This is a genomic window from Microbispora sp. GKU 823 (assembly GCF_002027145.1).
GTDB classification, from domain to species: domain Bacteria; phylum Actinomycetota; class Actinomycetes; order Streptosporangiales; family Streptosporangiaceae; genus Microbispora; species Microbispora siamensis.
In genome coordinates this window covers 179,443-205,614 of record NZ_MWJN01000001.1, presented here as the reverse complement: position 1 = coordinate 205,614, position 26,172 = coordinate 179,443, and the positions used below count along the sequence as shown (strand labels likewise).

The 26,172-nt window shown below is 71.9% G+C and carries 29 protein-coding genes; 13 read left to right on the top strand and 16 right to left on the bottom strand.

The features are described from left to right. Nucleotides 1-385: 385 nt before the first annotated feature. The 3 genes from B1L11_RS00940 (at nucleotide 386) to B1L11_RS49495 (ending at nucleotide 2,727) form a co-directional block, all read left to right on the top strand. Nucleotides 386-1,765: a CDP-alcohol phosphatidyltransferase family protein gene (locus tag B1L11_RS00940; RefSeq protein ID WP_256862114.1), complete on the top strand. Its 1,380-nt coding sequence runs from the start codon at nucleotides 386-388 to the stop codon at nucleotides 1,763-1,765. After that, the gene (locus B1L11_RS00935) at nucleotides 1,762-2,472 is read left to right on the top strand and encodes a DUF5941 domain-containing protein (RefSeq protein ID WP_079312245.1); all 711 of its coding nucleotides are present in this window, start codon (nucleotides 1,762-1,764) and stop codon (nucleotides 2,470-2,472) included. The genes B1L11_RS00940 and B1L11_RS00935 overlap by 4 nt, the downstream gene beginning before the upstream one ends. Nucleotides 2,473-2,595: 123 nt before the next feature. Next, nucleotides 2,596-2,727, top strand: coding sequence for a hypothetical protein (locus B1L11_RS49495; RefSeq protein ID WP_256862113.1), 132 nt, complete (start codon nucleotides 2,596-2,598; stop codon nucleotides 2,725-2,727). A gap of 38 nt (nucleotides 2,728-2,765) precedes the next feature. Here the strand turns inward: B1L11_RS49495 and B1L11_RS00930 are convergent, their stop codons facing one another. Beyond that, complete coding sequence (locus B1L11_RS00930; protein ID WP_143736799.1) at nucleotides 2,766-3,260, bottom strand: ATP-binding protein; 495 nt, start codon at nucleotides 3,258-3,260, stop codon at nucleotides 2,766-2,768. 224 nt (nucleotides 3,261-3,484) lie between these two features. On the opposite strand from B1L11_RS00930, the gene B1L11_RS00925 reads away from it, so the two are divergent. Beyond that, nucleotides 3,485-4,384 (top strand): helix-turn-helix transcriptional regulator, encoded by a 900-nt coding sequence (locus B1L11_RS00925; protein WP_079312241.1) that lies wholly within the window; start codon nucleotides 3,485-3,487, stop codon nucleotides 4,382-4,384. 1 nt (nucleotide 4,385) lies between these two features. On the opposite strand, the gene B1L11_RS00920 is transcribed toward B1L11_RS00925, so the two are convergent. The 3 genes from B1L11_RS00920 to B1L11_RS00910 form a co-directional block, all read right to left on the bottom strand. Next, nucleotides 4,386-5,294: a LysR substrate-binding domain-containing protein gene (locus B1L11_RS00920; protein ID WP_079312239.1), complete on the bottom strand. Its 909-nt coding sequence runs from the start codon at nucleotides 5,292-5,294 to the stop codon at nucleotides 4,386-4,388. A 70-nt stretch (nucleotides 5,295-5,364) separates the two neighbouring features. Further along, on the bottom strand, nucleotides 5,365-6,093 hold the full coding sequence (locus B1L11_RS00915; protein WP_079312237.1) for an ABC transporter permease: 729 nt from the start codon (nucleotides 6,091-6,093) through the stop codon (nucleotides 5,365-5,367). Further along, nucleotides 6,090-6,833, bottom strand: a complete 744-nt coding sequence (locus B1L11_RS00910) for an ABC transporter ATP-binding protein (RefSeq protein ID WP_079312235.1) — start codon at nucleotides 6,831-6,833, stop codon at nucleotides 6,090-6,092. The genes B1L11_RS00915 and B1L11_RS00910 overlap by 4 nt, the downstream gene beginning before the upstream one ends. Before the next feature lie 64 nt (nucleotides 6,834-6,897). Between B1L11_RS00910 and B1L11_RS00905 the strand changes: the two genes are divergently transcribed. Then, a complete protein-coding gene (locus tag B1L11_RS00905; RefSeq protein ID WP_079312233.1) occupies nucleotides 6,898-7,590 on the top strand; it encodes a TetR/AcrR family transcriptional regulator in 693 nt (230 codons plus the stop codon). Here the strand turns inward: B1L11_RS00905 and B1L11_RS00900 are convergent. Further along, nucleotides 7,544-8,134: a TetR/AcrR family transcriptional regulator gene (locus B1L11_RS00900; protein WP_256862112.1), complete on the bottom strand. Its 591-nt coding sequence runs from the start codon at nucleotides 8,132-8,134 to the stop codon at nucleotides 7,544-7,546. The genes B1L11_RS00905 and B1L11_RS00900 overlap by 47 nt on opposite strands. 223 nt (nucleotides 8,135-8,357) lie before the next feature. On the opposite strand from B1L11_RS00900, the gene B1L11_RS00895 reads away from it, so the two are divergent. From B1L11_RS00895 to rocD, 5 genes are all read left to right on the top strand, one after another. Next, nucleotides 8,358-9,383: a DMT family transporter gene (locus B1L11_RS00895; RefSeq protein WP_079312231.1), complete on the top strand. Its 1,026-nt coding sequence runs from the start codon at nucleotides 8,358-8,360 to the stop codon at nucleotides 9,381-9,383. Between the two features lie 28 nt (nucleotides 9,384-9,411). Beyond that, nucleotides 9,412-10,098 (top strand): DsbA family protein, encoded by a 687-nt coding sequence (locus tag B1L11_RS00890; protein WP_079312229.1) that lies wholly within the window; start codon nucleotides 9,412-9,414, stop codon nucleotides 10,096-10,098. Between the two features lie 84 nt (nucleotides 10,099-10,182). Continuing rightward, the gene (locus B1L11_RS00885) at nucleotides 10,183-10,632 is read left to right on the top strand and encodes an Lrp/AsnC family transcriptional regulator (RefSeq protein ID WP_079312227.1); all 450 of its coding nucleotides are present in this window, start codon (nucleotides 10,183-10,185) and stop codon (nucleotides 10,630-10,632) included. A 107-nt stretch (nucleotides 10,633-10,739) separates the two neighbouring features. Then, nucleotides 10,740-11,594, top strand: coding sequence for a dimethylargininase (gene ddaH, locus B1L11_RS00880; RefSeq protein ID WP_079312225.1), 855 nt, complete (start codon nucleotides 10,740-10,742; stop codon nucleotides 11,592-11,594). Further along, complete coding sequence (rocD, locus tag B1L11_RS00875; RefSeq protein ID WP_079312223.1) at nucleotides 11,591-12,796, top strand: ornithine--oxo-acid transaminase; 1,206 nt, start codon at nucleotides 11,591-11,593, stop codon at nucleotides 12,794-12,796. The genes ddaH and rocD overlap by 4 nt, the downstream gene beginning before the upstream one ends. On the opposite strand, the gene B1L11_RS00870 is transcribed toward rocD, so the two are convergent. Further along, nucleotides 12,765-14,348 carry an alkaline phosphatase D family protein gene (locus tag B1L11_RS00870; RefSeq protein ID WP_079312221.1) on the bottom strand — a complete coding sequence of 528 codons (1,584 nt, stop codon included), beginning with the start codon at nucleotides 14,346-14,348 and terminating at the stop codon, nucleotides 12,765-12,767. The two genes, rocD and B1L11_RS00870, sit on opposite strands and share 32 nt — an antisense overlap. A 256-nt stretch (nucleotides 14,349-14,604) precedes the next feature. Here B1L11_RS00870 and B1L11_RS00865 point away from each other — a divergent pair, with 256 nt between their 5' ends. Next, a complete protein-coding gene (locus B1L11_RS00865; protein WP_079312219.1) occupies nucleotides 14,605-15,927 on the top strand; it encodes a Glu/Leu/Phe/Val dehydrogenase in 1,323 nt (440 codons plus the stop codon). A gap of 69 nt (nucleotides 15,928-15,996) precedes the next feature. Here the strand turns inward: B1L11_RS00865 and B1L11_RS00860 are convergent, their stop codons facing one another. The 3 genes from B1L11_RS00860 to B1L11_RS00850 are packed head-to-tail and all read right to left on the bottom strand — an operon-like array spanning nucleotide 15,997 to nucleotide 18,209. After that, a complete protein-coding gene (locus B1L11_RS00860) occupies nucleotides 15,997-16,887 on the bottom strand; it encodes a Gfo/Idh/MocA family protein (protein WP_079312217.1) in 891 nt (296 codons plus the stop codon). A gap of 34 nt (nucleotides 16,888-16,921) precedes the next feature. Beyond that, on the bottom strand, nucleotides 16,922-17,851 hold the full coding sequence (locus B1L11_RS00855; RefSeq protein WP_079312215.1) for an NAD-dependent epimerase/dehydratase family protein: 930 nt from the start codon (nucleotides 17,849-17,851) through the stop codon (nucleotides 16,922-16,924). Between the two features lie 10 nt (nucleotides 17,852-17,861). Beyond that, a complete protein-coding gene (locus B1L11_RS00850; RefSeq protein WP_079312213.1) occupies nucleotides 17,862-18,209 on the bottom strand; it encodes a YrdB family protein in 348 nt (115 codons plus the stop codon). A 112-nt stretch (nucleotides 18,210-18,321) separates the two neighbouring features. Here B1L11_RS00850 and B1L11_RS00845 point away from each other — a divergent pair, with 112 nt between their 5' ends. Further along, nucleotides 18,322-19,020: a TetR/AcrR family transcriptional regulator gene (locus B1L11_RS00845; RefSeq protein WP_079312211.1), complete on the top strand. Its 699-nt coding sequence runs from the start codon at nucleotides 18,322-18,324 to the stop codon at nucleotides 19,018-19,020. Nucleotides 19,021-19,106: 86 nt separating this feature from the next. On the opposite strand, the gene B1L11_RS00840 is transcribed toward B1L11_RS00845, so the two are convergent. The 6 genes from B1L11_RS00840 to B1L11_RS47800 form a co-directional block, all read right to left on the bottom strand. After that, entirely contained in the window at nucleotides 19,107-19,793 is a 687-nt protein-coding gene (locus tag B1L11_RS00840) for a response regulator transcription factor (RefSeq protein WP_079312209.1), read from the bottom strand. After that, complete coding sequence (locus tag B1L11_RS00835; protein WP_218670822.1) at nucleotides 19,790-20,959, bottom strand: sensor histidine kinase; 1,170 nt, start codon at nucleotides 20,957-20,959, stop codon at nucleotides 19,790-19,792. Before B1L11_RS00835 ends, B1L11_RS00840 begins: the two co-directional genes overlap by 4 nt. A gap of 83 nt (nucleotides 20,960-21,042) precedes the next feature. Then, nucleotides 21,043-21,777, bottom strand: a complete 735-nt coding sequence (locus B1L11_RS00830; RefSeq protein ID WP_079312411.1) for a hypothetical protein — start codon at nucleotides 21,775-21,777, stop codon at nucleotides 21,043-21,045. Between the two features lie 165 nt (nucleotides 21,778-21,942). Next, a complete protein-coding gene (locus tag B1L11_RS47810) occupies nucleotides 21,943-22,482 on the bottom strand; it encodes a MarR family winged helix-turn-helix transcriptional regulator (RefSeq protein ID WP_256862111.1) in 540 nt (179 codons plus the stop codon). A 10-nt stretch (nucleotides 22,483-22,492) separates the two neighbouring features. Further along, the gene (locus tag B1L11_RS47805) at nucleotides 22,493-22,753 is read right to left on the bottom strand and encodes a hypothetical protein (RefSeq protein WP_218670821.1); all 261 of its coding nucleotides are present in this window, start codon (nucleotides 22,751-22,753) and stop codon (nucleotides 22,493-22,495) included. Next, a complete protein-coding gene (locus tag B1L11_RS47800; protein WP_218670820.1) occupies nucleotides 22,701-23,252 on the bottom strand; it encodes an FUSC family protein in 552 nt (183 codons plus the stop codon). The genes B1L11_RS47805 and B1L11_RS47800 overlap by 53 nt, the downstream gene beginning before the upstream one ends. Before the next feature lie 101 nt (nucleotides 23,253-23,353). On the opposite strand from B1L11_RS47800, the gene B1L11_RS47795 reads away from it, so the two are divergent. Then, the gene (locus tag B1L11_RS47795) at nucleotides 23,354-23,953 is read left to right on the top strand and encodes a hypothetical protein (RefSeq protein ID WP_218670819.1); all 600 of its coding nucleotides are present in this window, start codon (nucleotides 23,354-23,356) and stop codon (nucleotides 23,951-23,953) included. A gap of 424 nt (nucleotides 23,954-24,377) precedes the next feature. Here the strand turns inward: B1L11_RS47795 and leuA are convergent, their stop codons facing one another. Then, nucleotides 24,378-26,105 carry a 2-isopropylmalate synthase gene (leuA, locus tag B1L11_RS00820; protein ID WP_218670831.1) on the bottom strand — a complete coding sequence of 576 codons (1,728 nt, stop codon included), beginning with the start codon at nucleotides 26,103-26,105 and terminating at the stop codon, nucleotides 24,378-24,380. Between the last annotated feature and the right edge of the window lie 67 nt (nucleotides 26,106-26,172).

Genomic DNA, 26,172 nt, shown 5'->3' with positions numbered 1-26,172 from the left:
TGCCGGGCGACGAACCCTCCCCAAGCTGTACATCCAGGGACCGTACGGTAAACCTGGGGTGCATCGGTTCAACCGAAAGGTCACTAAGCTTTGGCTTCCGGCGGACTTCCCCGCGCCGGTCAAGCCTGAGGGCCTGATCTCCCCCCGTTGCGTCGAAAGGTTGCCATGACCCGCGTGGTCCTGCTGGCGCCCGCCCGGCCCGATCAGTCCCCCGCCGCCCGGCGGCCAGCCCGCCCTGCCCGCGGCCATCACGCTGAAATCGCTGCCCGGGGCCCCCTCCGCGTACGACAGGCTGCTCGCGCAGGCCGCCGCTCTGGACCCCGAGCCGACGACGATCGCCCGGCCGGGGGACGCCGCCGCCTACCGCAGGCCGTACGGACGGGTGGTGGAGAGCCCCGACGTCGCCGGCGACCTGCGCGCGCTGGCCGACGCGGTCGAGGGCGCCGACGAGAACCTGCTGATCCTGCCGGCCGACTCGCTGGTGCACGACGAGCTGATCTACCAGATCACCAAGGCCAAACGGGGGGCCATCGCACTGGTCGTCCGGCAGGAGCGGCAGGAGCAGGGCGAGAACGACCCTCCGGCGGAGGAGGAGGTGCCGATCGAGGAGGCGGAGCCCGAGATCGGCGAGAAGGTGATCGAGGGGTTGCCCCAGCGCACCCGCATCGGCCGGAGCCGGATCATCTCGGTCGGCACCGCCTACCACGCGGTGACCCGGCCGAACGCGGCGCTGCTCGGACCTCTCCACCTCCACCAGCGGCACCTGCAGACCCTCGCCGAGGTCGCCCGCGAGCTGGCGGACATGGCCCACCTGTTCGGCCCCGAGGACGACGTGACCGAGCTTCTCGTGCTCGGCCTGGTCCGGCGCGGCGTGTCGGTGGGCCGGCGGGGCCGCCGCGATCTGTTCTTCCGCCGCGTCCGCAGCCAGGCCGAGGCCGACGAGGCGCTGGCCGAGATGGCGGGCTTCAACGAGGACCGGGCCCGGCTGAACAACGCCGTGAAGGGCGCCGACGGCTTCTTCACCACGTTCTTCGTCAGCACCTACTCGCGCTTCATCGCCCGCTGGGCGGCCCGCCGAGGGCTCACGCCCAACCAGGTGACGCTGATCTCGATCGCTCTCGGCCTGCTGTCGGCCGGCGCGTTCGCCACCGGCACCCGCTGGGGAGCGGTGGCCGGCGCGGTCCTCATCTACTTCGCGTTCGTCTTCGACTGCGTGGACGGCCAGCTCGCCCGCTACGCGCGCAAGTTCGGCGTGCTCGGCGCCTGGCTGGACGCCACGTTCGACCGGTTCAAGGAGTACGCCGTCTTCGTCGGACTCGCGGTCGGCGCGACGGTGTCCGGGCAGTTCGGCGACGGCGAGGGCGTCTGGACGCTGGCGCTGGTCGCGCTGGCCCTCCAGTCGGTCAAGCACCTGCTGGACTTCTCGTTCGGTGCGGCGAACCGGCGCAAGGCGCCCGTGCCGCTGCCCACGCTGGACCTGACGGTCGCCGACGACCGTCCGCTGCGGGAGGCGCTGGAGCAGCGCAGGGCGAGCCGGAGCACCGGCGTGCGCGGGCTGCTGAAGCTGTGGACCAAGGCCGGCAAGTTCCGCCCGGTCCACTGGGCCCGCAAGATGATCGTGTTCCCCATCGGCGAGCGTTTCGCCGCCATCGCGATCACCGCCGCGTTCTTCAACCCCCGCGTGACGTTGCTCACGCTGATCGTCTGGGGCGGCGTCGCGGCCACCTACACCCTCACCGGACGTCTCCTGAGGTCGCTCGCATGATCACTCAGCCGCAGGCCACCACGCCGCTTCCGGACCCGGACGAGGAGCGCCGCCGCGTCCAGACCGCGCGCCTGCTCGCCTACCGCGACGACGGCCCGCTCGCCACCGCGCTGAAGGGCTCCCTGGGCCGGCTGCTGCCGCCCGTGCCCGCGACCGTGGTGGCGCTGATCGCGATCGTGGCGCTGGCCGTCGCCGGCGCCCTCACCGACGGCCCGATCCTGCTCGTGCCCGTCGCCGTGCTGCTCGTGCTGGTCCTGCCCACCGCGGGCCGCGACCACCTGGGGCGGTTCGACTGGATCACTCCCCCGCTGCTGCGCGCGGCCGAATTCGTGACGATCATCCTGCTCGGGCTGGCCGAGGACACGCCCAAGTGGCTGCTGTTCGTGCTGATCTACGTGATCGGCTACCACACGTACGACACCGTCTACCGCACCCGGCAGGGCATCTGGCCCCCCGCCTGGCTCTACCAGGCCGGGCTCGGCTGGGAGGTCCGCCTGCTGGTCCTCGGCGTGGGCGCCGCCGCCGGATGGCTGACCCCCGTGGCGGCCGTCCTCACGGCGTACCTGCTCGTGCTGTTCGCCGTCGAGAGCGTCACGAGCTGGGTCCGGCTGGACAAGGCCTCCGCGCAGGCCCAGGCCGACCAGGACCTGGAGCAGTCGCCCGAGGAGGCCGCCGAGCAGGTCACCGGCGAGGCCGAGCAGGGCTGACCCGGCGGGCCCCCTGGCGTGACGGCGGGCTGAGCGGCCGATGATCCGCATCCGCGGGCTCGGCGCACTCGAAGCCGAGGTCGACGGCGCGCCCGCCCAGCTCGGCGGCCGCGCCAGCGCGGCGTGCTCGCCCTGCTCCTGGACCGCCCGGAGGAGGCGGCGGGGTACTTCTCCCGCGCCGTCGAGGTGGCCCGGCGCTGGGGCGCGCCGGTGTGGGAGCGGGACGCCCAGGCCGCCCTGTCGCGGCTCGGCTGATCTCGGAAAAGGCGGCCGATCGGCAGGCGAACGGCCGCTCAGGCGGCGGGCGAGGCGTCGAACAGCGCCCAGACCACCTTGCCCCCGCCGCGGGTGAGGATCCATCCCCACGCCGCGGTCAGCGCCTCGACCAGGTGCAGCCCCCGGCCCGATTCCGACAGGTCGCTCCAGGGCGAGATCGCGGGCACCCGGGCGCTGGCGTCGCTCACGCCGCAGCCGATATGAAACCGGTGCTTCACCAGCCTCAGCCGGATCGGCGGGGCGTCGGCGGGATCACCGGGGGCGTGCCTCAGCGCGTTCGTCACCAACTCGGACACCACGAGCTGCGCGTCCGGCACGAGGCCGGGGACACCCCAGCCGCACAACGTCCTGGCGGTGAAGTCACGGGCCGCGGCGGCGGATGTGGTGCGCCCGCGAAAGGTGCACGTCGCCGACGGAGGCAGGGACAAGCCGGCGACGTCGTCCCGCTCGAACATCGAGGTCAACCACGGAGGCGCTGTCGCGGCTCCCGGGCCCGCCAGGTCTGCTGTCATCGCCGATCCCTCAGGTCTCACCCATTACATGATGTGAATTTCCCTGCCGTCGTGTATCTTGCCCTGTGCCTTGCGGATGCAAGCACGCGTGCACGTGCAAATGTCGCGCGTCCCCGACTTTCCGTGGAAGTTCCCAGAAAAGACGGCCTCACCCCGGTCCGGTAGGATGATCAACCCGATTGGTTCACCAGGGATTTTCCGGGAGCGCCGCCGATGGAGCGATCGTGAACGCACAGGCGGACAGCACCGCCCCCGTACCGGTCGGGATCGCCCGCGGCGGCCCGACGGCCCTGCGGCTTCTGCTCGGGGCCCAGCTCAGGCGACTGCGCCGGCAGAGCGGCATCACCCCCGAGAAGGCGGCCCGTGCCATCCGCGGGTCGCACGCCAAGATCAGCCGGCTGGAGCTCGGCCGGGTCGGCTTCAAGGAGCGGGACGTCGCCGACCTGCTCACCCTCTACGGCATCACCGACGCCGACGACCGTGCCGTGCTGCTCGACCTGGCGCGGCAGGCGAACATCCCCGGCTGGTGGCACAAGTACAGCGACGTGCTGCCGGGGTGGTTCGAGTTCTACGTCGGGCTGGAGGAGGCGGCGTCCGTCATCCGCTGCTACGAGCTGCAGTTCGTGCCCACGCTGCTGCAGACGCCCGAGTACGCGCGGGCCCTCGTCCTGAGGAGCAGCGTGGGGCGGTCCGCCGACGACGTCGACCGGCGCGTGGACCTGAGGATGCGCCGGCAGGAGCGGCTGACCGGGCCCGAGGCGGCGACCCTGTGGGCCGTGATGGACGAGGGGGCGCTGCGCCGCCCGATCGGCGGCCGGAAGGTGATGCGGGCCCAGCTGGAACACCTCATCGAGGTGACGAAGCAGCCGAACATCACGCTGCAGATCGTGCCGTTCGACCACGGCGGGCACGCCGCGTGCGGGGGGCCTTTCACGATCCTGCGCTTCGAGGCGCCCGAGCTGCCCGACGTCGTCTACCTGGAGCAGCTCACCAGTGCCCTCTATCTGGACAAGCCCGAGGACACCGAGGCGTACACGCAGGTGATGAACGAGGTGTGCGTGGACGCCCGGCCGGCCACGCAGACCGGCGCGTTCCTGGAGGAACTGCTCGCCGACCTCGGGTGAGCTACCTCCTGGAGAAGAACGCCTGGCAGGTCTCGGCGAAGGCGACCGCCCGGGCGGTGGGCCGCACGCCGCGCACCGAGGCGAGCACGACGTCGAGCGCGGGCACGTCGTCGCTGATCGGGACGCACGCGACCCGGCCGCCGTCGTAGGTCTGGTCGTTCTCGGCCCGCTGGTTGAGTATCGAGTAGCCGTGCCCGCCCGCCACCAGTGAGCGCGCCGTCTCGTAGCTCGACGTGCGGAACCGTACGCGTGGCTCGGTGGGATAGATGGCCCGGAAGTAGTCGCGGCTGCGCGGCAGGTCCAGCAGGATCATCGGCTCGGCCGCCAGGTCCGCCAGCGACACCGTCTCCGCCCGGGCCAGCGGATGCTCCGGCGGCAGCAGCGCGTACGGCCTGGCCCGGGTGAGCGTACGGATGTCGAGATCGAGGGCGAGATCGATGGCGTAGACGAGGGCGACCTCGCACCGCCCGTCGAGCAGGGCCGACTCCATGGCGGAGATCTCGCCCTCCGCGACGCTGACCCGCACCCCCGGATACCTCTCGGCGAACTCGCGCAGCAACCGGGACAGGTAGAACGGCGCGAGCGTGGTCAGGCAGCCGACGGCGAGCTCACCGGTCAGCGACCCCGCGAGGCCCCGCGCCGACTGGGCGAGCGCCGCGGCGTGGGACAGGAACTCCCGGGCCTCGACGAGGAAGCGCTCGCCCGCGCGGGTCAGCGAAAGACCGCGGGCGTGGTGGCGGATCAGGAGCTGGACTCCCAGCTCCCGCTCCACCTGGGCGATGGCGGCCGAAATCGCCGACTGCGCCACCATGAGCTCTCTGCTGGCCGCGGTCATGCTGCCGAGCTCGGCCGCGGTTACGAAGTAACGCAGCTGGACGAGGGTGAAGTTGACGTCCGCCACGCCACCCATTGTGACCGTCCAAGTGCCCGACGGCGCCCGCAAACCGGTATCAACTTCGAATGCCTTTTCCTAGCCCTGATCAGGCGTTTTCCCTTTGGAAACGACTGGTGCCCAGGGTAACGCCCAGGACGGCGAAGGCCAGGGACACGACGACCCCCCACAACAGGGCGGACGACGCGTAGGAACCGGCGAACAGCGCGCGCAGCCCCTCGACCGCGTACCGGAACGGCGTGAGCCGCGACACCACGTCGAGCCAGGCGGGGGCGAGCGACATCGGCAGCAGCGCGCCCGACAGCAGCATCAGCGGGACCACCAGGGTGGACATCACGGGCGCGAACAGCTCCTGCCGTATCGTGAGCGCCGCCGTGTACGACAGCGACGCCATGCCGACCGACAGCACGGTGGTCAGCAGCAGCGCCGCCAGCACCCCCGCCAGCGGCGCCCGCAGGCCCAGCGCGTACGCGGCCACGATGATCGCCACCGCCTGGATCAGCAGCACGACGCAGTCCCTGAGCACCCGGCCGAGCAGCAGCGTCACCCGGCTCACCGGCGTGACCCGCAGCCGTTCGAGCACCCCGAACCGCTGGTCGAACACGATGCCGAAGCCCGCCATCCCCGCGCTCGTCAATCCGAGCTGCACCAGCAGGCCGGGCACGAGGACGGCCCACGAGCCCACGCCGCTGCGGTCGAACAGCGGGCCGAACAACACGAGGTAGAGGAACGGCTGCAGGGCGCTGAAGACCAGGCTGAACTTGTTGCCGAAGGATGCGCGCAGGTAGTGCCCGGTCAGGACGGTGAGGGCGGTCACGCGGCGGCTCCCTCGCGCAGCTCGCGGCCGGTGACGGCGAGGAAGACGTCGTCGAGCGTCCGCGCGCCGTGCTCGGACTTCAGCTCGTCCGGGGTGCCCTGGGCGACGATCCGGCCGTTGTCGATGATCAGGACGCGGTCGCAGAGCGCGTCGGCCTCCTCCAGGTAGTGCGTCGTGAGGAAGACCGTCAGGCCGTCCCGCTCGCGCAGCCGCCGCACGTGGTCCCACAGGTTGGCGCGGCTCTGCGGGTCGAGCCCGGTCGTGGGCTCGTCGAGGAAGAGCAGCTCGGGCCGGTGGAGCAGGCCCATCGCGATGTCCAGCCGGCGCTTCTGGCCGCCCGACATCGTGACCGTCGTACGCTCCTCGACCCCGGGCAGGTCCAGCTCGGCGAGCAGGGTGGTCACCCGTTCGCGGGCCTGCTCCTTGTTCAGTCCGTACAGGCGGGCCTGGAGCACGAGCTCCTGCCCCACCGGGGAGAACGGGGCGAACGCGCCGCCCTGGGCGACGTAGCCGATGCGGCGGCGTACGGCCGCGGGGTCGGCGAACAGGTCGGCGCCCGCGACCGTGGCGGTGCCGGACGTGGGGCGCAGCAGCGTGGTCAGCATGCGCAGCGTGGTGGTCTTGCCCGCGCCGTTCGGTCCGAGGAAGCCGACGATCTCCCCCGCGGAGACGTCGAGATCGATCCCCCGTACGGCCTCGACCGGGCCGAAGGTCTTGGTGAGCCCTCTGGCGTGAATCATGCTGGGTAGAGTAACACCAAATTTGGTGTCACTTAAAGTTTGTGCTCGCCCTTACAATCGAGGCGTGGAAGAGGGCCTGCGGGAGCGGAAGAAGCGGGAGACCCGCCAGCGGATCGCCGACATCGCGATGGGACTGTTCCTGCAACGGGGGTTCGACAACGTCACCGTGGCCGAGGTGGCCAGGGCCGCCGACGTGTCGGTCAACACGGTGTTCAACTACTTCCGCACCAAGGAGGACCTGTTCCTCGACCGCAGCGAGGAAAGCGAGGACATGCTGGCCCGGGCCGTGCGCGAGCGCCGCGCGGGCGAGACGGCGGTCGAGGCGGTGCGGCGCGACTTCTTCGAGGCCCTCGACGCCGGCGACTGGCGTTACGGGATGAGCGAGGGCCTGGACCTGTTCACGCAGCGGGTGCGGGAGAGCGTGGCGCTCCAGTCACGGGCGCGCATGCTCGACGTCAACCGGGAGGAGCGGCTGGCCCGGACGCTCGCCGAGGAGGCCGACGCCGATCCCGACGACCTGACCCCCTGGCTGGTGTCGGCGCAGATCTGCGCCGTCGTCCGCGCGCTGACCCGCCACTTCGCGATGCGGCAGATGGCCGGCGAGGACGCGGCGCTGATCAGGGCGGACGTCAGGGAGCACGCCGAGCGCGCCTTCGACCTGCTGGAGCGCGGGGTCGGCGACTACTGCCTGCGCCCCGAGCCCGGATCGCTCAGGCTCCCGCAAGCCGGCGAGCGCTCCACACCAGCGCCTCGGTGACGCGGGCCTGCGACAGGCCCAGGGTGTGCCGCTGGAACTGGTAGACCTCGGGCGCGAGCGGCGCCAGCACGGCGTCCGCCGTTCCCTCCGGGTCCGGCACCCCGGCCTCGGTCAGCAGCATCCGCACGTGCGCGCGCCAGAAGCGGTAGGCGCCGGTGCCGAAGCGGGCGCTCCCGGTCTCGGCCCCCAGCACGAGGTGCAGGTGACGCTCCAGCAGGTCGATCATGGCGATGTAGAACGCGGCGAGCCTATCGGCCGGTGAGGCGCCCGGGCCGAGCGGCGGCGGGCCGTTCAGGATGTGTCCCTGCACCTGCCGCTCGTGCTCGTCCAGCAGGGCCGTCGCGATCGACGCGGGGTCGGGATAGCGCCGGTAGAGCGTGGCCCGCCCCACCCCCGCCGCCTTGGCGATCTCGTCCATCGTGACGTGCCGCGCGTCCCTCGTCGCGAAGAGCCGTTCGGCCGCCTTCAGCACGCGCATGCGGTTGCGCGCGGCGTCCGCCCGTTCCCGCACCGGCGCCGGCCGGCCCGGTTCGAGGTCGAGCACGGGCAGTTCCCGGCCGCGCGGCCGGCGTGGTCCCCTCCGGGGGAACACGGCCGTTGCTCCGGTTCCCGCCGGGATCCGTCAACCCGTTGGTCATGAGGACATCCTAATCCCCCGGCGGAACGATGTGGACAGAGCGTCCATTTCTGCCTTACGCTCATCCGGACACCCTGTCCGTTTCTGGCCCGGCTTCTCGAAATCCGGTTCTTTCAGAAGAGGGATCGCGATGCATGCCCTGTTCCTCGCCTCGGCACTGCTGGTCGGCTGCTTGCTGGCAGTGCAAGCCTCGGTGAACCTCCAGCTCAACAAGGCGGTCGGAACGCCGTACGGCGCCTCGACCCTGCAGTTGAGCGTGGCGACGGCCCTGCTGGCGCTCCTCGCGGTCGCCGCCGGGGCGATCGGCGCCGTCCGCCTCGTGCCCGGTGTCCCGTTCTGGCACCTGCTCGGAGGGCTGGCCAGCCCGCTCTACATCACCAGCGGGATCCTGCTCTTCCCCCGGCTCGGCGCGCTGGCCGCGGCGGGCCTGTTCGTGACCGGCCAGATGTTCGCGTCGCTGGGGCTGGACCTGTTCGGCCTGCTCGGCATCGCGCGCAAGCCGCTCAGCGTCGGCATCGCCCTCGGCGCGCTCGCGGTCCTCGCCGGCATCACGGTCGTCATCCGGGGACAGCGCCCGGCGCAGACGCCGCCCTCGGCGGGACCGGCGCCCGGCGGCGCTCCCGGCACTCCCGGCCGTGCCGGGACGGCCACCGTCACCGCCCCGGCCGCGACGGCGGCCGTACGCCGGACCGGCGGCCTCGGCCAGGGCGGCTGGATCCTGCTGGGCATCGTGGCCGGCGCCGTCCTGCCCGTGCAGGGCGCGGTCAACGCCGCGCTCCGCAAGGACATCCACCAGCCGGTGACCACCGCGATGATCAGCTTTATGGCGGCCACGATCACCATCGCCGTGGTGCTGGCCGTCCTGCTCGCCACGCGCCGCACGCCGCGCCCGCGGTTCGCTCCGCTGCGCACGATGCCCTGGTGGGGCTGGCTCGGCGGCGCCTGCGCCGCGGCGTACGTCACCGCGACCTTCACGCTCATCCCCACGATCGGCGCCGCCACCACCGTGGCGCTGACCGTGACGGGTCAGCAGGCCGCCTCGGCCGTGATCGACAACTACGGCCTCCTGCGGCTGCCCCGGCGCCCGCTCACCGCACCGCGCCTGACCGGTCTCGCCCTGCTCATCGCCGGCTCGGTGCTCGTCCAGCTCACCTGAGCGCCCCCCCGACACAAGGAGAACGTCGATGACGACGACACTGACCCCGGAACCCGGCACCATCATCATCTTCTCGGACATCTGGTGCTCCTTCGCGCACATAGCCGTGCACCGGCTCCACAGGACCCGGGAACGGCTGGGCCTGACCGGCCGGGTGCGCTTCGACCACCGCGCCTTCCCCCTGGAACTGCTCAACGACGCGCCCAGCCCCCGGCCGGGGACCGACAGCGAGGTGGGCCGGATGGCCGCGCTGGAACCCGACGCGGGATGGCAGCTGTGGCAGGCGAAGGACTGGCTGTACCCGTCCACGACGCTGCCCGCGCTTGAGGCCGTCCAGGCGGCCAAGGAGCAGGGGTTCGCGGCGTCCGAGCAGCTCGACCTGGCGCTGCGGAGGGCCTTCTGGGCCGAGTCGCGGTGCATCAGCCACCGTAAGGTCATCCTGGACGCCGCCGCGTCCACCGGCGTGGTGGACGTGGACGCCCTGGCGGCCGCACTCGACGACGGCCGGGCGCGCAGGACGCTGTCCGAACAGGCCGCCGTCGCGGCGACCGAGCGGGTGAACTGCAGCCCGCACCTGTTCCTGCCGGACGGCACCGACCACGCCAACCCCGGGATCGAGGTCGGCTGGGCCGGCTCGTACGGCATCGGCTGGCCCGTGGTCTCCTCCGACGACCCCAGCGTGTTCGAGGACATCCTCAAGCGCGCCGCCGCCTGACCGAAGCCCAACCCGGTACGTCGACCCCGCCGCCCGTGGCATGCCCGAGAGCATGCCGGGCGCGGCGGCTGTATACAGGTCCACGTGAGGTTGGACGAGCTTGATCGCGCCATTATCCGGGCCCTCGTGCAGGACGCCCGGGCGACGTACGCCGAAATAGGCGCTCAAGTGGGGTTGTCGGCTCCGGCCGTGAAGAGGCGGGTCGACCGGCTCATCGCCAGCGGCGCGATCACCGGCTTCAGCGCCCGGGTGGAGCCGTCGGCCCTCGGCTGGACCACCGAGGCGTACGTCGAGCTGTACTGCCGGGGCAAGACCTCACCCGCGGAGATCGGCATGGCCGTGTCCCGGCACCCGGAGGTCGTCTCGGCCTGCACGGTCACCGGCGAGGCCGACGCGCTGCTGCACATCCGCGCGACCGACGTGCGGCACGTCGAGCGGGTGATCGAACGCCTGGCGGCCGAGCCGTTCGTGGTCCGCACCAAGAGCTCGATCGTGCTGTCGCGGCTTATTAACGGATCGCTGCAGAACGGGTGAAGGACGCAACCGATCCACACGTGATCGCAACGCGGGCGCATTGGATTGTCGCCCTCCGATTCCTACGCTGAAGTCCCGTTCACCCGGTTTCCCGCTTGGAGTCGACGATGACACTCGCGCCAGCCGCCGAGACCACGGACAGTGGTCGTACGGGCACGGCCCGGCACTTCCTGATGTGCCGGCCCGAGTTCTTCACGGTCTCGTATTCCATCAACCCATGGATGCATCCCGAGAAGGGCGCCGACACGACCAGGGCACTGCGGCAGTGGGAGAGCCTCCGGCAGGCGTACGAGGACCTCGGCCACACCGTGAGCCTGATCGACCCGATCGAGGGCCTGCCGGACATGGTGTTCGCCGCGAACGGCGCGCTCGTCGTGGACGGCCGGGTCTACGGCGCCAGGTTCGCCCACCCGGAACGCGCCGCCGAGGGCCCCGCCTACCTGCGGTGGTTCGTCGAACGGGGATACGAGACACTGGAGGCGTCCTTCACCAACGAGGGCGAGGGCGACTACCTGACGCTCGACGAGATGATCCTGGCCGGGACGGGCTTCCGCACCGACGTGGCGGCGCACATGGAGGCCCAGGAGTTCCTCGGCCGGCCGGTCGTCACGCTGCGCCTGGTCGACCCGAGGTACTACCACCTCGACACCGCCCTGTTTCCGCTGGACGGCCACAACGTGGCGTACTATCCGGAGGCGTTCAGCGAGGGCAGCAGGAAGGTGCTGCGGCGGCTGTTCCCCGACGCCGTGATCGCCACGTCCGCGGACGCGGAGGTGCTGGGCCTCAACGCGGTGAGCGACGGCCGCAACGTCGTCGTCAACGCCGAGGCGACCGGGCTGATCCTGGAACTCAAGCGCCGTGGCTTCGAGGTCGTCCCGGTGGACCTCGGCGAGCTGCGCAAGGCCGGCGGCGGGCCCAAGTGCTGCACCCTCGAGATCCGGCCGAACAGGGAGATTCGATGAACAGCGAGGAACTGATCCGGCTCAGCGAGAGCCACAGCGCGCACAACTACCACCCGCTGCCCGTCGTGATCAGCTCGGCCGAGGGCGCCTGGGTCACCGACGTGGAGGGCAAGCGGTATCTCGACTGCCTGGCCGGCTACTCCTCGCTGAACTTCGGCCACGGCAATCCCACGATCCTCGCGGCGGCCCGCGAGCAGCTCGACCGGCTGACGCTGACCAGCCGGGCGTTCTACCACGACCGGTTCGCCGCGTTCGTGACCGGCCTTTCCGAGCTGTGCGGCAAGGACATGGTCCTGCCGATGAACACGGGCGCGGAGGCCGTCGAGACCGCGGTCAAGGTCGCCCGCAAGTGGGGTTACGAGGTCAAGGGCGTCGCCCCCGACCAGGCCAACATCGTCGTGATGGAGGACAACTTCCACGGCCGGACCACGACCATCGTGGGCTTCTCCACCGACCCCGAGTCGCGGGACGGCTTCGGCCCCTTCTCCCCCGGCTTCCGGATCGTCAAGTACGGCTCGGCCGAGGCGGTCAGGGAGGCGATCGACGAGAACACGGTGGCCGTGCTCCTGGAGCCCATCCAGGGCGAGGCCGGCGTGCTGGTCCCGCCGGACGGCTACCTGGCCGCGGTCCGGGAGATCTGCACCGACAACAACGTGCTGTTCGTGGCCGACGAGATCCAGTCGGGCCTCGGCCGCACCGGCGAGACGTTCGCCTGCGACCATGAGCGCGTCGTCCCCGACCTGTACGTCCTGGGCAAGGCCCTCGGCGGCGGCGTGGTCCCGGTCTCCGCGGTCGTCGCGAACGCCGACGTCATGGGCGTGATCGGGCCCGGCCAGCACGGTTCCACCTTCGGCGGCAACCCGCTGGCGTGCGCGGTCGGCGACGCGGTGATCGGGCTGCTGCGGACCGGCGACTACCAGGCCAGGGCCCGCGAGCTCGGCGCGTTCCTGCACGCCCGCCTGGCGGACCTCGGGCCCGGCGTGGTGGCGGTGCGCGGGCGCGGGCTGTGGGCGGGCATCGACATCGACCCCTCGCTCGGCACCGGACGGCAGATCAGCGAGGCGCTCATGCGCCGCGGCGTGCTCGTCAAGGACACGCACGGCTCGACGATCCGCCTCGCGCCGCCGCTCGTCGTCTCCCGGGACGACCTGGACTGGGCGGTGGACCAGCTCAGCGCGGTGCTGCGGGAGGCTCGGGCCTGATCCGCACCGTGTCCTGATCGCCGGTGTCGGTGAACCACGTCACCGTGGCCTCCCCGGGCGCCAGGTCGATGGCGGTCATCATGTTGGGGAACCAGGGTCCCTTGCTGATGCGCCACCGCAACGGCGGCCGGGGAAGGCCCCCGGCCCTGGCCAGCACCCCGCCGAGCACGCCCGCCAGCCCGAACGACGCCACGATGTTGGCGAAGCGCAGCGTGCGGCTCAGCGGGTTGCGGATCGGCGAGCAGACGATCTGGTGGACGCGCCCGCCGCCCCGGCGCCGTACGGACGCCATGTAGGAGTAGTGGACGTCTCCCGACAGCAGCAGGACGGTCGCGGGCGGCCTGCCCCGGCCGCCCGAGGCGACGTCCAGCACCGTGTGCGCGAGTTCCTCGAACGACCGGCGGAAGGCCCCCCAGTGCTCCAGGTCGAGAAACTGCCGCACCCGCTCGCCCCACCGCGCCGCCCGGCGGCCCCAGATCCCGTCGCAGACCGCCTCGTTCCAGCTCTCGACGTGGTGGATCCCGGCGGGCAGCAGGATCGGCAGCGAGGATCCGATGAGCAGGTGGTCGAAGTCGCCGGTGGCGTGCTTGTCGAACCAGTCCCACTCGCCGGGGTCGAGCATCCGCCGGCGTCCCGGCTCCAGCACCCGGGCGCTGCGGCTGTCCAGCACGATCAGCCGGCTGCCGCCCAGGTCCCTGTGGTAGCTCCAGCGCACCGAGTCGGGCTCCTTGTCGGCCCGCCGGGCGAAGGCGTCGAGCGCCTCGTCGCCGCCGCCCGAGCGCAGCGCGGCCAGCACGGGATCGGCCGCCCGCTCGGCCGGGGGCAGGTTGCCCAGGTGCTGGTAGATGTAGTACGAGCCGAGCGCGGAGACGACGCGCCGCTCCCACCAGGGCACCTCGGCCATCTGCTCGCGCCAGACGTTCGAGGTGTTCCAGTCGTCCCTGACGTCGTGGTCGTCGAAGATCATCAAGGTGGGGACCGTGGCCAACAGCCAGCGGACCGGAGGGTCGGACCACGCCTGGCGGTACAGCTCGGCGTACTCCTCGAAGTCGACGACCTCCTCGGGCCCGTCGTCCCTGCGCCCGGCGATGAACTCCTTCATGTCCGGGGTGAGCTCGTCGGCGTACACCTGGTCGCCGAGCAGCAGGATCAGGTCGGGCCGCTCGTCCGGCGACTCCATCAGGCGCAGGCCGTACGCCCGCAGGACGTCCGGGCCGTGCGTGCGCACGTACGGCTCCTCGTGCGGCACGCTCGTACGGCAGGAGCCGAAGATCAGCCGGTCGAGGCGGGTGAGCGGGCGGATCACGCTCGGCGGCAGGCCCTCTTCCGGCCACACCCGCCGGTCGTCGAGCTCCACCTCGTAGGCCACCGGGCCCTCGACGCCGACGTCGAGCAGGGCGTAGTGGTGGCCGTGCACGGTGAAGGTGCGCTCCTCGGAGCAGGCGTCGCCGGCCCGCACACGGACCGTGCAGGGCTCGGAGGTCTCCACCCAGACGGTCGCGGCGGCCGCGTCCACATGGCGCAGCAGCGGGCCCAGCACAAGTTCCGGCACAAACCCTGTCTACTGCAAAAGGGCGGCAAAGCGCGACTTGCCCCCGTCCTCCACCGTCGTTCACGGAGCGTGCGCCGCCTATGCGCCGGAACGGCGAAATCCCGCCCGGCGATCTCCGTATTGGCCTATATCGCGACCACCCGGCGCACGGTTTGATCCAGATGTCGCTCCTCCCGGTCCGCCTTCCGCTGCCGTCAACGACGACGGCACACGGGGTCCGGGGGACGGCCACCCTTTCCGACAGGAGAACACCAGAATGACCGTCACGGACTTCCCGACAACGGCGTCGGGGGTTCGGTCTCCGATCCCCGACCTCCATGCCCCCTCACCGGGTGAGCGCGCCCTCGCCGCCGCCCGCTTCCAGCTCGCCGAGGCGTCCCGGTTCCTCGGCCTCGACGACGGCATGCACCACATGCTCGCCACGCCCCGCCGCTCGCTGACGGTCTCGGTGCCCGTACGGCGCGAGGACGGCCGCCTGGAGGTGGTGCAGGGCCACCGCGTGCAGCACAACCTGTCGCGCGGGCCCGCCAAGGGCGGCATCCGCTTCCATCCCGCCACCGACCTCGCCGAGGTCACCGCCCTCGCCATGTGGATGACGTGGAAGTGCGCCCTCGTCGGCATCCCGTACGGCGGGGCCAAGGGCGGCGTCGCGGTGGACCCGGCCACGCTGACCACCCGCGAACTCGAACGCGTCACCCGGCGCTACGTCAACGAGATCCTGCCGCTCATCGGCCCGGAGAAGGACATCCCCGCGCCCGACGTGGGCACCGACGAGCAGACCATGGCCTGGATCATGGACACCTACAGCGCGAACGCCGGCTACTCGGTCCCTGGCGTGGTGACCGGCAAGCCCACGGCGCTCGGCGGCTCGCTGGGCCGCGCGGGCGCGACCTCCCGCGGAGTGCAGATCGCCGCGCTGCAGGCCCTGGCCCGGACGAGGGGGGCGCGCTCCCCGGAGGGCACGACCGTGGCGGTGCAGGGCTTCGGCAAGGTGGGCGCGCTCGCCGCCCAGTATCTCGCCGACGCCGGCTGCCGGGTCGTGGCCGTATCCGACGCGGGCGGCGCGGTCGTCCGGCCCTCCGGCCTCGACGTCGCCGCGCTGCGCGCCCACACGGCCGAGACCGGGACGGTCCACGGCTACCGCGACGCCGACCCGCTCTCCCGCGACGAGCTGCTCGAACTCGACGTGGACATGCTGGTGCCGGCCGCGCTCGAAGGCGTGATCACGGCGGACAACGCGCCGCGCGTACGGGCCCGCCTGGTCGTGGAGGGCGCCAACGGGCCCACCTCGCCCGAGGCCGACCTGATCCTGGCCGGCAACGGGACCACCGTGGTCCCCGACATCCTGGCCAACGCCGGCGGGGTGATCGTGTCCTACCTGGAGTGGGTGCAGAACACCCAGGCGTACTCCTGGAGCGCCGGCGAGGTCGAGGTGAAGCTCCGCGACCTGATGGAGAACGCCTACCGGGCGGTCGCGGACCTGGCCGCCGAGCGCGACCTCACGCTCCGCCAGGCCGCCCACGCGATCGGGGTGGGGCGGGTGGCCGAGGCCCACCGGATGCGGGGCCTCTACCCGTGAGGCCCCTGACGTCCCTCTAAGACGGCGACGATGACCGCCTCCCGGGAATATGCGGCTTCCGGGAGGCGGTCAGGCCGTCGCGGCCGTCACGATCTCTTCGCACAGCTCGTGGGTCGCCAGGGCGTCGTCGGCCGTGAGGATCCGTCCCTCCCGGACCGCGGCGAGGAACTCCCCGCAGATCTGCTCGATGCCGCGCTGCCGCGTCGCCGGGACCCAGTCGCCGCGCCTCGTGAGGACCTCGTCCCCGCCGAGGTCCACCACGTCGCCGAGGTTGACCACCCGCCGCTTCCCGCCGCCGCCCATGACCTCGCAGGTCTCCTCGGCCGCGCCGCTGGTGCGGCTCATCACGCCGACGGCGGTGAAGCCGTCGCCGCCGAGCGTCAGCACCACGTGTTCGAGCAGGCCGTCCCGCACCCTGGTCCTGATCACGGTGTCGGTGACCGGCCCGGGGGCGAGGAAGCGCAGCGTGTCGGCCACGTGGATGAAGTCGTCGAAGACCACGGTCCGCGGGTCGCCGGGCAGGTCACGCCGGTTCTTCTGCATCACGACCACGTCGCGCGGCAGGTCGCGCAGGGCCGCGTACGCGGGGGCGTGCCTGCGGTTGAACCCGACCATCAGCGACCTGTTCCGCTCGTGCGCCAGCCGTACGAGCCCGGCGGAGGCGGCGGCGTCGTAGGCGAGCGGCTTGTCCACGTAGACGTGCACGCCCGCCTCCAGCAGCGTGGTCACGATCGGGACGTGCGCGGTGGTGGCCGCGTGCACGAAGGCCGCGTCGATCCCGGCCCCGGCCAGGCCGTCCACGGAGGTGAAGCGCGCGCCGATCCGGTAGGCGTCGCCGAGCCGGTCGAGAGCCGCCCGGTCGCGGGTGCACAGCAGCGGCTCGATGCCCGGCGTCGCCGCCAGCACCGGCAGGTAGGCCTTCTCCGCGATGTCGCCCAGGCCGATGATCCCGACTCTCATGCCCGGGAGACTATCGCCGTCGTTCCGGCGCCTTTCAGCGCCCCCGCCACCACGCCACCGTCTCCTTCACCCCGTCCTCGACCGGCGTCGGCGCGAACCCGAGCACCTCCTGGGAGGCGAAGGAGTCGAGCACGTACGGCCGGTCGAACTGGTAACGGGTCTCCCCCAGCTCGCGCAGGAACGGCGATACGAGGCCCCCCGCCTTCAGCGTCCACGACGGCAGCCGCCGCAGGCGCGGCGCCGGGACGCCCGCGGCCTCGCACACCATCTCGGCGTACCGCCGCATGGTGAAGGGCGGCGCGGTCGGGACGTGCCAGGGCCGGCCCCACGCGCGCTCCTCCTCCGCGGCCGCCGCCAGCGCCCGCACGACGTCGGGCAGGTACGTCCAGCTGTGCGGGATGTCGGGATCGCTGATGACGGTGGCGGGCTTGCCCGCGAGCAGAGGTTCCAGGAGCCGCGGCCCCACGTACGACTGGTCGGACGACCGCGGCCCGTAGTAGTCCGAGCCGCGCACCTCGGTGACCCGCACCCGGCCGGCCTCGTGCGCGGCCCGCATCTCCTCCCACATCCGGGCCCTGACCATGCCCTTCGTGCCCGTCGCGGCGAGCGGCAGATCCTCGGTCATCGGCCCGTCCACCGGGCCGTACCCGTACAGGTTGCCCAGCGTGACCAGGACGGCCCCGGACGACTCGGCGGCGGCCAGCAGCGAGGCCGCGATCGGCGGCCAGTCCAGGGGCCACCGGTGGTAGCGCGGGTTGGCGCAGTTGTAGAGCGCGTCGGCCCCCTCGGTGAGCCGCCGCATCACGGCCGCGTCGGCCGCGTCGGCGGCGACCGGCGAAATCCCGGGGTGCTCGGGGCCCGAGCCCGAACGGGTGACGAGGGTGACCTCGTGCCCGCGCTCCGCCAGCGTCTCGGCGAGCCCGCCGCCGACCTGTCCCGCTCCGACGATCACATGCCTGCCCATCACTTCTCCTTCAGACCTGATCCGTCAGCAGCCGCAGCACGCCGTCCACGACGTACACGACCGCGAACACGACGCCCGCCGTGACGAGGCCGGAGGCCGCCAGCGCGGCCGCCCCCGCCCCGAACCACACAACCTCGAAGGCGGCGCGGGCGAGACCGTGCAACTGGTGCGGCGCCTTGCCGCCCGCCATGAACAACCCCCAGAGCGTGGCGAACACGGCCGGCCCACCGAGGCCCAGAAGGATCTTGACCAGGACGTTCGCCTGCACGGTGAACCCCCAGTAGGCCAGCGAGATCAGCACGCCCAGTTCCAGGAAGAACATCACTGCGGGGATGACGCCCTTGGCCACGGTGAGCATCGGCACTCCTTGCGGTTGTTGCTCCGTTTCGAGAGCAATGCTCTCCCATTAGAGCGATATTCGTCAAGAGCGGTGCTCTCTAATCGCTCAAGTGCTCTGTTAGCCTGGCCGCATGAACGCGAGCAGGACCGCGCGGGAGCGGGTGAGAGCTGAGCTGATCAAGGAAATCACGGACATCGCCCGGCGACATCTGGCGACAGAGGGAGCCACGGGCCTGTCCCTGCGGGCGGTGGCCCGGGAGATGGGGATGGTCTCCTCGGCGATCTACCGCTACTTCCCCAGCCGCGACGACCTGCTGACCGCGCTGATCATCGACGGGTACAACGCGCTCGGAGAGGCCGTCGAGCGCGCCGACGCCGCCTGCGCCCGCGACGACTTTTTCGGGCGCTGGCTCGCCGTCTGCCGGGCCGTACGCGAGTGGGCCCTGGCCCATCCGCACGAGTACGCCCTGCTGTACGGCTCACCCGTGCCGGGCTACGCCGCTCCGCAGGACACCATCGCGCCGGCGGTGCGGGACACGGCCGTGTACGGACGGATCGTCGCCGACGCCCACCACGCAGGCAGGCTCGCCCCTCCCCCGATCTGCCCGCCGCCGCCGGCGGTCCTGGCGGAGGACGCGGAGATCGTACGGTCGCTGGTGCCGGACGTGCCGGACGACGTGATCGCGCGGGCGATCGCCGCGTGGACGGGCCTGTTCGGGATGGTCAGCTTCGAGCTCTTCGGGCAGTTCAACAACACGATCACCCACCGCGCCGAACTGTTCGAGCACAACATGACCTGCCTGGCCCACTTCCTCGGCCTGCCCGAGTAGACGACACGGCTCGGCCTGCCCGAGTAGACGACACGACTCGGCCTGTCCGAGCAGGCGACACGCGGGCCGTGGTTGCCTGGCCTCGCTCAGGAGTCGGCCGGTTGATGAGCGGCGCGCACAAGCCCGGACTCGTACGCGCCGATCACCAGTTGGGCACGGTCGCGCGCCCGCAACTTGCTCAGCAGCCGGCCGATGTACGTCTTGACGGTGCCGTGGCTGAGATGGAGGTACTCGGCGATGTCGGCGTTGGACAGGCCGCGTGCCACGAGCACCAGGACCTCGCGCTCGCGCGCCGTGAGGACGTCCAGCGCGGGCCCCGGGGCAGGGCGGGCAGAGGGAAGACGAGCGAACTCGGCGATCAGGCGCCGGGTCACCGAGGGCGCGAGGAGGGACTCTCCGGCGGCGACGGTGCGGATGCCCGCCAGCAGGACCTCGGGGGAGGTGTCCTTGAGGAGGAACCCGGCCGCGCCGGCCCGCAGGGCCCCGTACACGTACTCGTCGAGATCGAAGGTGGTGAGGATGAGGACGCGTGTAGCGGCCGTCTCGGGAGATCCGGCTAGGCGCCGTGTCGCCTCGATGCCGTCCATGTCGGGCATCCTGATGTCCATCAGCACCACGTCCGGGTGTAGTCGACGGGCGCTTTCGACGGCTTCGGCGCCGGCGCCGGCCTCGCCCACCGCGGTCAGCCCCGGGGCGGTGTCGATCAGCACCCGGAAGCTGCCTCGGAGCAGAGGCTGGTCATCGGCGACGAGCACCCGGATCGGATCGGTCACGCGGTCGCCTCCTTCGGGCTGACGGCTGTGCCGTGAGCGGGTTCGGGCGGGAGACGAGCCGACACGGCGAACCCGCCGCCGGGCCTTGGCCCGGCCTCCAGCGTCCCCCCGTACATCATCACGCGTTCGCGCATCCCCACGAGACCGTGACCGCCGCTGAGACCCGCCCGGCCGGACCCCGGCGCGTTCCCGGCTCCGTCGTCCACCACCTCGACACGCACGCCTCCGCGTGCATCGGCGGTGATCGCCACCTGGCAGTGCGTTCCGTCGCCCGCATGCTTGATCACATTTGTCAGCGCCTCCTGCACGATCCGGTAGACGGTCAGCGCCGTCCCCGCCGGGAGAGGGGCGGCCAGTCGGGTGCGAAGCCCGGTGCGGATTCCCGCCTGCTCGGCACGCCGGATGAGGGGCGGCAGGTCGTCCAGCCCGGGAGGGGGAGCCGTGCCGGGGCCTGGCGCGCGTTGCCCGGCGGCGTCGCCGCGCAACACTCCCAGGGCGCGCCGCATGTCGGTGAGCGCCTCCCGGCCGGTCTGCTCGATCGCCTGGAGGGCGTCGCGCGTCTCCTGGGGGCGTTCCTCCGCCACGTGGTTGGCGACCGCGGCCTTGACGACGATCACGCTGAGGCTGTGCGAGACGATGTCGTGCAGTTCTCTGGCGATGCGCAGGCGTTCCTCGGCCAGCGTCTGCTCGGCCAGGCGCCGGTCCCTGCGGGCGGCTCGACGTCGCCGTTCACGCACCACGCGGCCCGCGGCCCACGCGGCGCCGACCACAAGCCACACGAGCGCCGCCGTCGCGGCGGCTTCGGGCCAGGGGCCGGACGGTGTCAGGACCGCCTCCCCGGTGACGACCGCGGCTGCCGAGCCGATGAGGGTCAGGGCCAGCGCCGCCGAGGCCCGGCGCGCCGGCTCGGCGAGCGCCACCGCGTAGACGGCCAGGGCCGCGGGGATGTACGGGTCGCGGGTGATGTCGAGAAGCGTCGCCGCCGCCGATGCGCCCACAACCACGGCGAGGGCGGGCAGCGGCCGAAGACGCCGAACGGCCAGCGGCGCTCCGACACAGGCGGCGATCAGCCACGCCACCCAGGAAGGGCCGGAGAACCCGGGCAGGCCGTCAGAGGCGTCCTGGCCGGCCAGCGCCCCATACGCGGCGGCCACGACGACCGCCACGCAGGCATCGAGTATCAGTAGATGCGGGCCTGTCGGGAGACGCCACCGCGCTCTGTGCATCGCACGACGATACCGATGGCCACTCATCCGGCCTGTCCGAAAAGGAACATCACGGTGCCCACGACGCCCACCATGACAAGCCTTCCGACGACCGTGGCCGTTCGCGGTGCCGGCCCGGTGCGCATCGCGGCAACGCCCAGAGGGACGAGCGCGACGCACAGCCCTGCGGCAGCGGCCACCGACCAGGGGGTCGTTCCCTTCAGCACGCCCAACGGCATCGCCGACGCGAGGGCCAGAGCCGCCGCGCGCACCGGTCCGAGCACCCGCGAGCGGTAGGCGCCGACGGCCAGGAGAACCCAGCCGCCCATGATCGCGGCGTTCAACGTGCTGAAGACATGGAACGCGCCGTAGGTCTCGCTCACCGTTCGTGTCGCCGACGCAGCCCCGTGGACGGTTACCAGGTGGAGGCCGAGATGGTCCACACCGGCGTGAAACGTCCGGGCGAACAGGCCGAGGATCGTGAGCACCCCGCCCCACACCGCCAGTTCCCGGAGTGTCTCACCGATCCTGGCGGCGAGGAGCGCGACTCCCGGCCACAGCAGCACCCATCCGGCGGCGACGAGGCTGTACGAGGCCGTCATGAGGTCAGGATGGTGCTCGTATGCGCTCAGTTGCGCGGGGAAGAAGAAGTCGAAACGCAGGCGCAGCAGTATGCCGGTGAGCAACAGCAAAGGCCCGGCGACAAGGGATGCGCCGCCCACCCAGCGTCCCGGAAAGACAGGGTTGGCACCAGTGATTGACGGGGTCGTTGCACTCATGGGGGCAACGATGCCGCCGCCGCACACGCCGGGTCGTCGGAGTGGGGACCACACTTCCGGATCTGACCGTGGTCGTATCGACGTGCCCGGTTGTCGTCTCCGGTCCGATGATCCGCGGTGACCGTCTCGACCGCATCGGCCCGGCGGGATCGGGTCGGCTCCCGGTCAGAGCTGGTGGGCGCCGAGGCGTCCTTCCAGCAGGAGGAGCAGCTCGCCGAGCAGGTCTCCCAGCTCCCGCCGCCGGTCGGCGCCCATCGCCGCCAGGAGATCGCTCTCGTAACGCAGCTGCCGCGGCAGGAGCAGGTCGGTGAGCGCGCGGCCCTCATCGGTGAGCGCGAGGTGGGAGACCCGCCGGTCGCGCTCGCCGGGCCGGCGGCTCACCAGCCCGCGCTCCTCCAGGACCCGCAGCCGCTTGGTGACGGCCGCCCCCGAGGCGAAGGTCTCCCTGGCGATCTGGCCCGGGGTGAGCTCACGGTCGAGCCGGCGCAGGGCGGCGAGGACGTCGAACTCCGGCCGGGTGAGGCCGTACTCGCGGAGGGGCGCGTCGCCGGCCTGCTGGAGCAGCAGGACGCACCGGGTGAGGCGGCCCATCACGGCGATCGGCGCGGTGTCCAGCTCGGGGCGGACACGCCGCCACTGGCGTATCACCTGCGCGACGACGTCCTCTGCGACGCTCTCGGGCGCCTCCTCGGCGATGTCCTCCACGCCCCGATCCTCAGTCCTGGGTCCGTTCGCAGCCGACTCTATCCCGAGCCGGTGCGGCCAGCCGCGCCAGCAGGCGGTGCCCCTCGTGCTCGGCCCGGGCGACCTGTTCCTCCGGCAGCGCGCGCTGCCACCACTCGCCGGCCGCCACGTCCGCGGCCCGGCGCAGCTCCACGAGGGCCTCGACGAGCAGGCCGCGAACCCGCGCGATCTCCCCCGGCTCACCGGCGCCGACCGCCAGCAGGCGCCGGGCGGCCGCCTGGGCGTCGGCCACACGCCGCAGCGCCGCGTCGATCCCGCCCGGCGCTGCGGCGGTTGGTCACCAGCAGGCAGCCGAGCAGGCCTGCCACGACGCCCACGGCCGTGTCCAGCCAGCGGTCGCTGATCAGCCGCCACGCGGGCTGATAGCCGGGCAGTTCTGTGAGCAGGAGGGCCATCGGCGTCACGCACACCGTGCCCAGCCAGTAGTTGCGGGTCATCAGCGCCTCGGTGCAGAACTGGAGGGCCAGCGTGAGCAGGACCAGGGCGAGCGCGCCCGTACGGCCGATCGGCAGCAGCGCCGTGAAGACGAGCAGGCCGACCACGCTGCCGAGGGCGCGCTGAAGGGCCCGGTGCCACGACAGCGTGGCGTTGGCCTGGAAGACGGACGCGGCCGTGACCACCGCCCAGTAGGGGTGACCGACCCCCGCGGCGAGCGAGACCAGCCCGGCGAGGGCGGACCCGACCGCGACGCGTACGCCGATCGGGAACAGCGGGGAGGCGGGATGGAACATCGCGCAGCAGGCCGGGTCCGCCCGGCGCCGCCCGTTCCAGCGCGATACCCGCGAGCCCGGCGGTCCCCGTCTCGCCGAGGCTCACCTCGGGCACCGGCCGGTTGCGGCGCACGTCGGCGGCCCAGCTCGCGAAGAGACCCGCCTCGTCGTGGGACACGGCCGGGAGGGACGCCTCCACCCGGGCCAGGAGGCGTTCGAGCGCGTGCCTGCCCGGCCCCTCGGGCGACGGGAGCAGCGTGTGCCACGCCGCGTTCACCGCCGCCGCCGCGTCATGCCGGGCGCGGGCGACCGCCGCCCCCTCCGCGCGGGCGAGCCGCACGGCGGCCTCCAGCGCGCGGGCCACCGCCGTGCGCTGGGGCCCCTCGGGCCGTACGAACGCGGGAGCCATGCAGACCAGCCACGCGAGCGCCGCGGCGACCGCGACGAGCGCGAGGTGGAGGGGGATCTCCCCGAGCCGCTGCGGCAGGAACGCGCAGGTCGCGCTCATGAACGTGAAGATCAGGTTGCCCGGCGGACCGATCCGGGCGGCGTCGCACGCCACCTTGTGCGCGGCGGCCAGCAGCGCCGCCACCAGGACCAGGACGGGGGCCGACCGGGTGAGCCCGGCCGCGGTGAGCGCGACGCCCACGCTGACGACCATGCTCGTCGCCACGCCGAGCAGGGTGCGGACCCTGACCCGGTACGGCAGGCCGTGCGCGTAGAGGGCGCACATGGCACCGGCGGAGGTGTAGACCGCCAGGTCCAGGCGGTCCAGCAGGAGCAGGACCGTGTCCGGCACGGCGAGGGCGATGACCGCGCTGAGCGCGTTCTTGTGCCAGACGTCCCCCAGCCCGCCGATCCGGAACACTCCCCGCAACGGCAGCCGCCCTCGCATCGCCGGCCTCATGATCCCCCGTTCTTTCGCAAGTGTTTTACCCGTGAAAGATATCAGGCCGCCAAGCGCCCCCGGGCGGCCGTTCGAGATGGGGACATGCGAAAGGCGGCAGTCGAGGATTTCCCGGTTGCCGCCTTTCGCGTGTTCACGACCGCCTTGTGGGCTGGTCAGAGCATATGCTTGCGTTTTTGTGCAAGGTCACGGGCAGTGCGACCGCAGGTCCTGCCGTCCACTGCGAAGTTCAGGGGATGTCAGGCGCGGGTGGCGCGGTTGACGGCGGAGATGATGGCCTTGAGCGAGGCGCTCGTCGTGTTCGCGTCGATGCCGACGCCCCACAGGACCTGCGTGCCGTTCGGCCCGCCGACCTCGCACTCCACGTACGACGCGGCCTTGGCGTCGGCGCCCGCGCTCATCGCGTGCTCGGTGTAGTCGAGGACCCGCACCGGCACCCCGATGCTCTCCAGCGCGTCGCAGAAGGCCGAGATGGGGCCGTTGCCGACGCCCTCGATCTCCCGGATCTGGCCGTCGACCCGCACGTCGGCGCTGATCGCGTCCTTGTCGTCCACGGTGGAGGTGTGCCGGTGGGCCAGCAGGCCCAGGCGGCCCCAGGGGCTCGCCGGGTTCGGCAGGTACTCGTCGGCGAACCGCTCCCACATCTCGGCCGCGGTGACCTCGCCGCCCTCGGCGTCCGTACGGGCCTGGATGACGCGGGAGAACTCGATCTGCAGACGGCGCGGCAGGTCGAGCTGGTGGTCGGCCTTCATGATGTAGGCGACGCCGCCCTTGCCCGACTGGCTGTTGACACGGATCACGGCCTCGTAGGTGCGGCCGATGTCCTTGGGGTCGATCGGCAGGTACGGCACGGCCCAGGCGAACTCGTCGACCGGCACCCCGGCGGCGGCCGCGTCGCGCTCCAGGTGCTCCAGGCCCTTCTTGATGGCGTCCTGGTGCGAGCCGGAGAAGGCCGTGTAGACCAGCTCGCCGCCCCACGGGTGGCGGGGGTGCACGGGCAGCTGGTTGCAGTGCTCGACCACCCGCCGGATCTCGTCCATGTCCGAGAAGTCGATCTCCGGGTCGACGCCCTGGGAGAACAGGTTCATGCCCAGCGTGACCAGGCAGACGTTGCCGGTCCGTTCGCCGTTGCCGAACAGGCAGCCCTCGATGCGGTCGGCGCCGGCCATGTAGCCCAGCTCGGCGGCGGCGACGGCGGTGCCGCGGTCGTTGTGCGGGTGCAGCGACAGCACGATCGAGTCCCGGTAGGCCAGGTTGCGGTGCATCCACTCGATCTGGTCGGCGTACACGTTGGGGGTGGCCATCTCGACCGTCGCCGGCAGGTTGACGATCACCTTGCGGTCGGGGGTGGGCTGCCACACGTCGTTGACGGCGTTGCAGACCTCGACGGCGTACTCCAGCTCCGTGCCGGTGAAGGACTCGGGCGAGTACTGGAAGTAGATCTCGGTGCCCTCCATCTCGGCCGCCAGCTTCTTGCACAGCTTGGCGCCCTCGACGGCGATCGCGGTGATGCCGTCCCTGTCCTGGCCGAAGACGACCCGGCGCTGGAGGGTGGAGGTGGAGTTGTACAGGTGGACGATCGCCTGGCGGGCGCCGCGCAGCGACTCGAAGGTCCGCTCGATCAGCTCGGGCCGGGCCTGCGTCAGCACCTGGATGACCACGTCGGAGGGGATGCGCTCCTCTTCGATGATCTGGCGGACGAAGTCGTAGTCGGTCTGCGACGCGGCGGGAAAGCCGACCTCGATCTCCTTGTAACCCATCCGGACCAGCAGGTCGAACATCTTCAGCTTGCGGTCGGAGTCCATCGGGTCGATCAGCGCCTGGTTGCCGTCGCGCAGGTCCACGGCACACCAGCGGGGCGCCTTGGTGATGACCTTGTCGGGCCAGGTGCGGTCGGCCAGCCGTACGGGCTCGAACGGCGTGTAGCGCTGGAACGGCATGGGGCTGGGCTGCTGCTCATTCATGATTGCTCCTCGTCGGGCGCACGGCGAGTCCCGGGCATGACGTTGCCGTCGATTCATTCGGGAAAGGGGC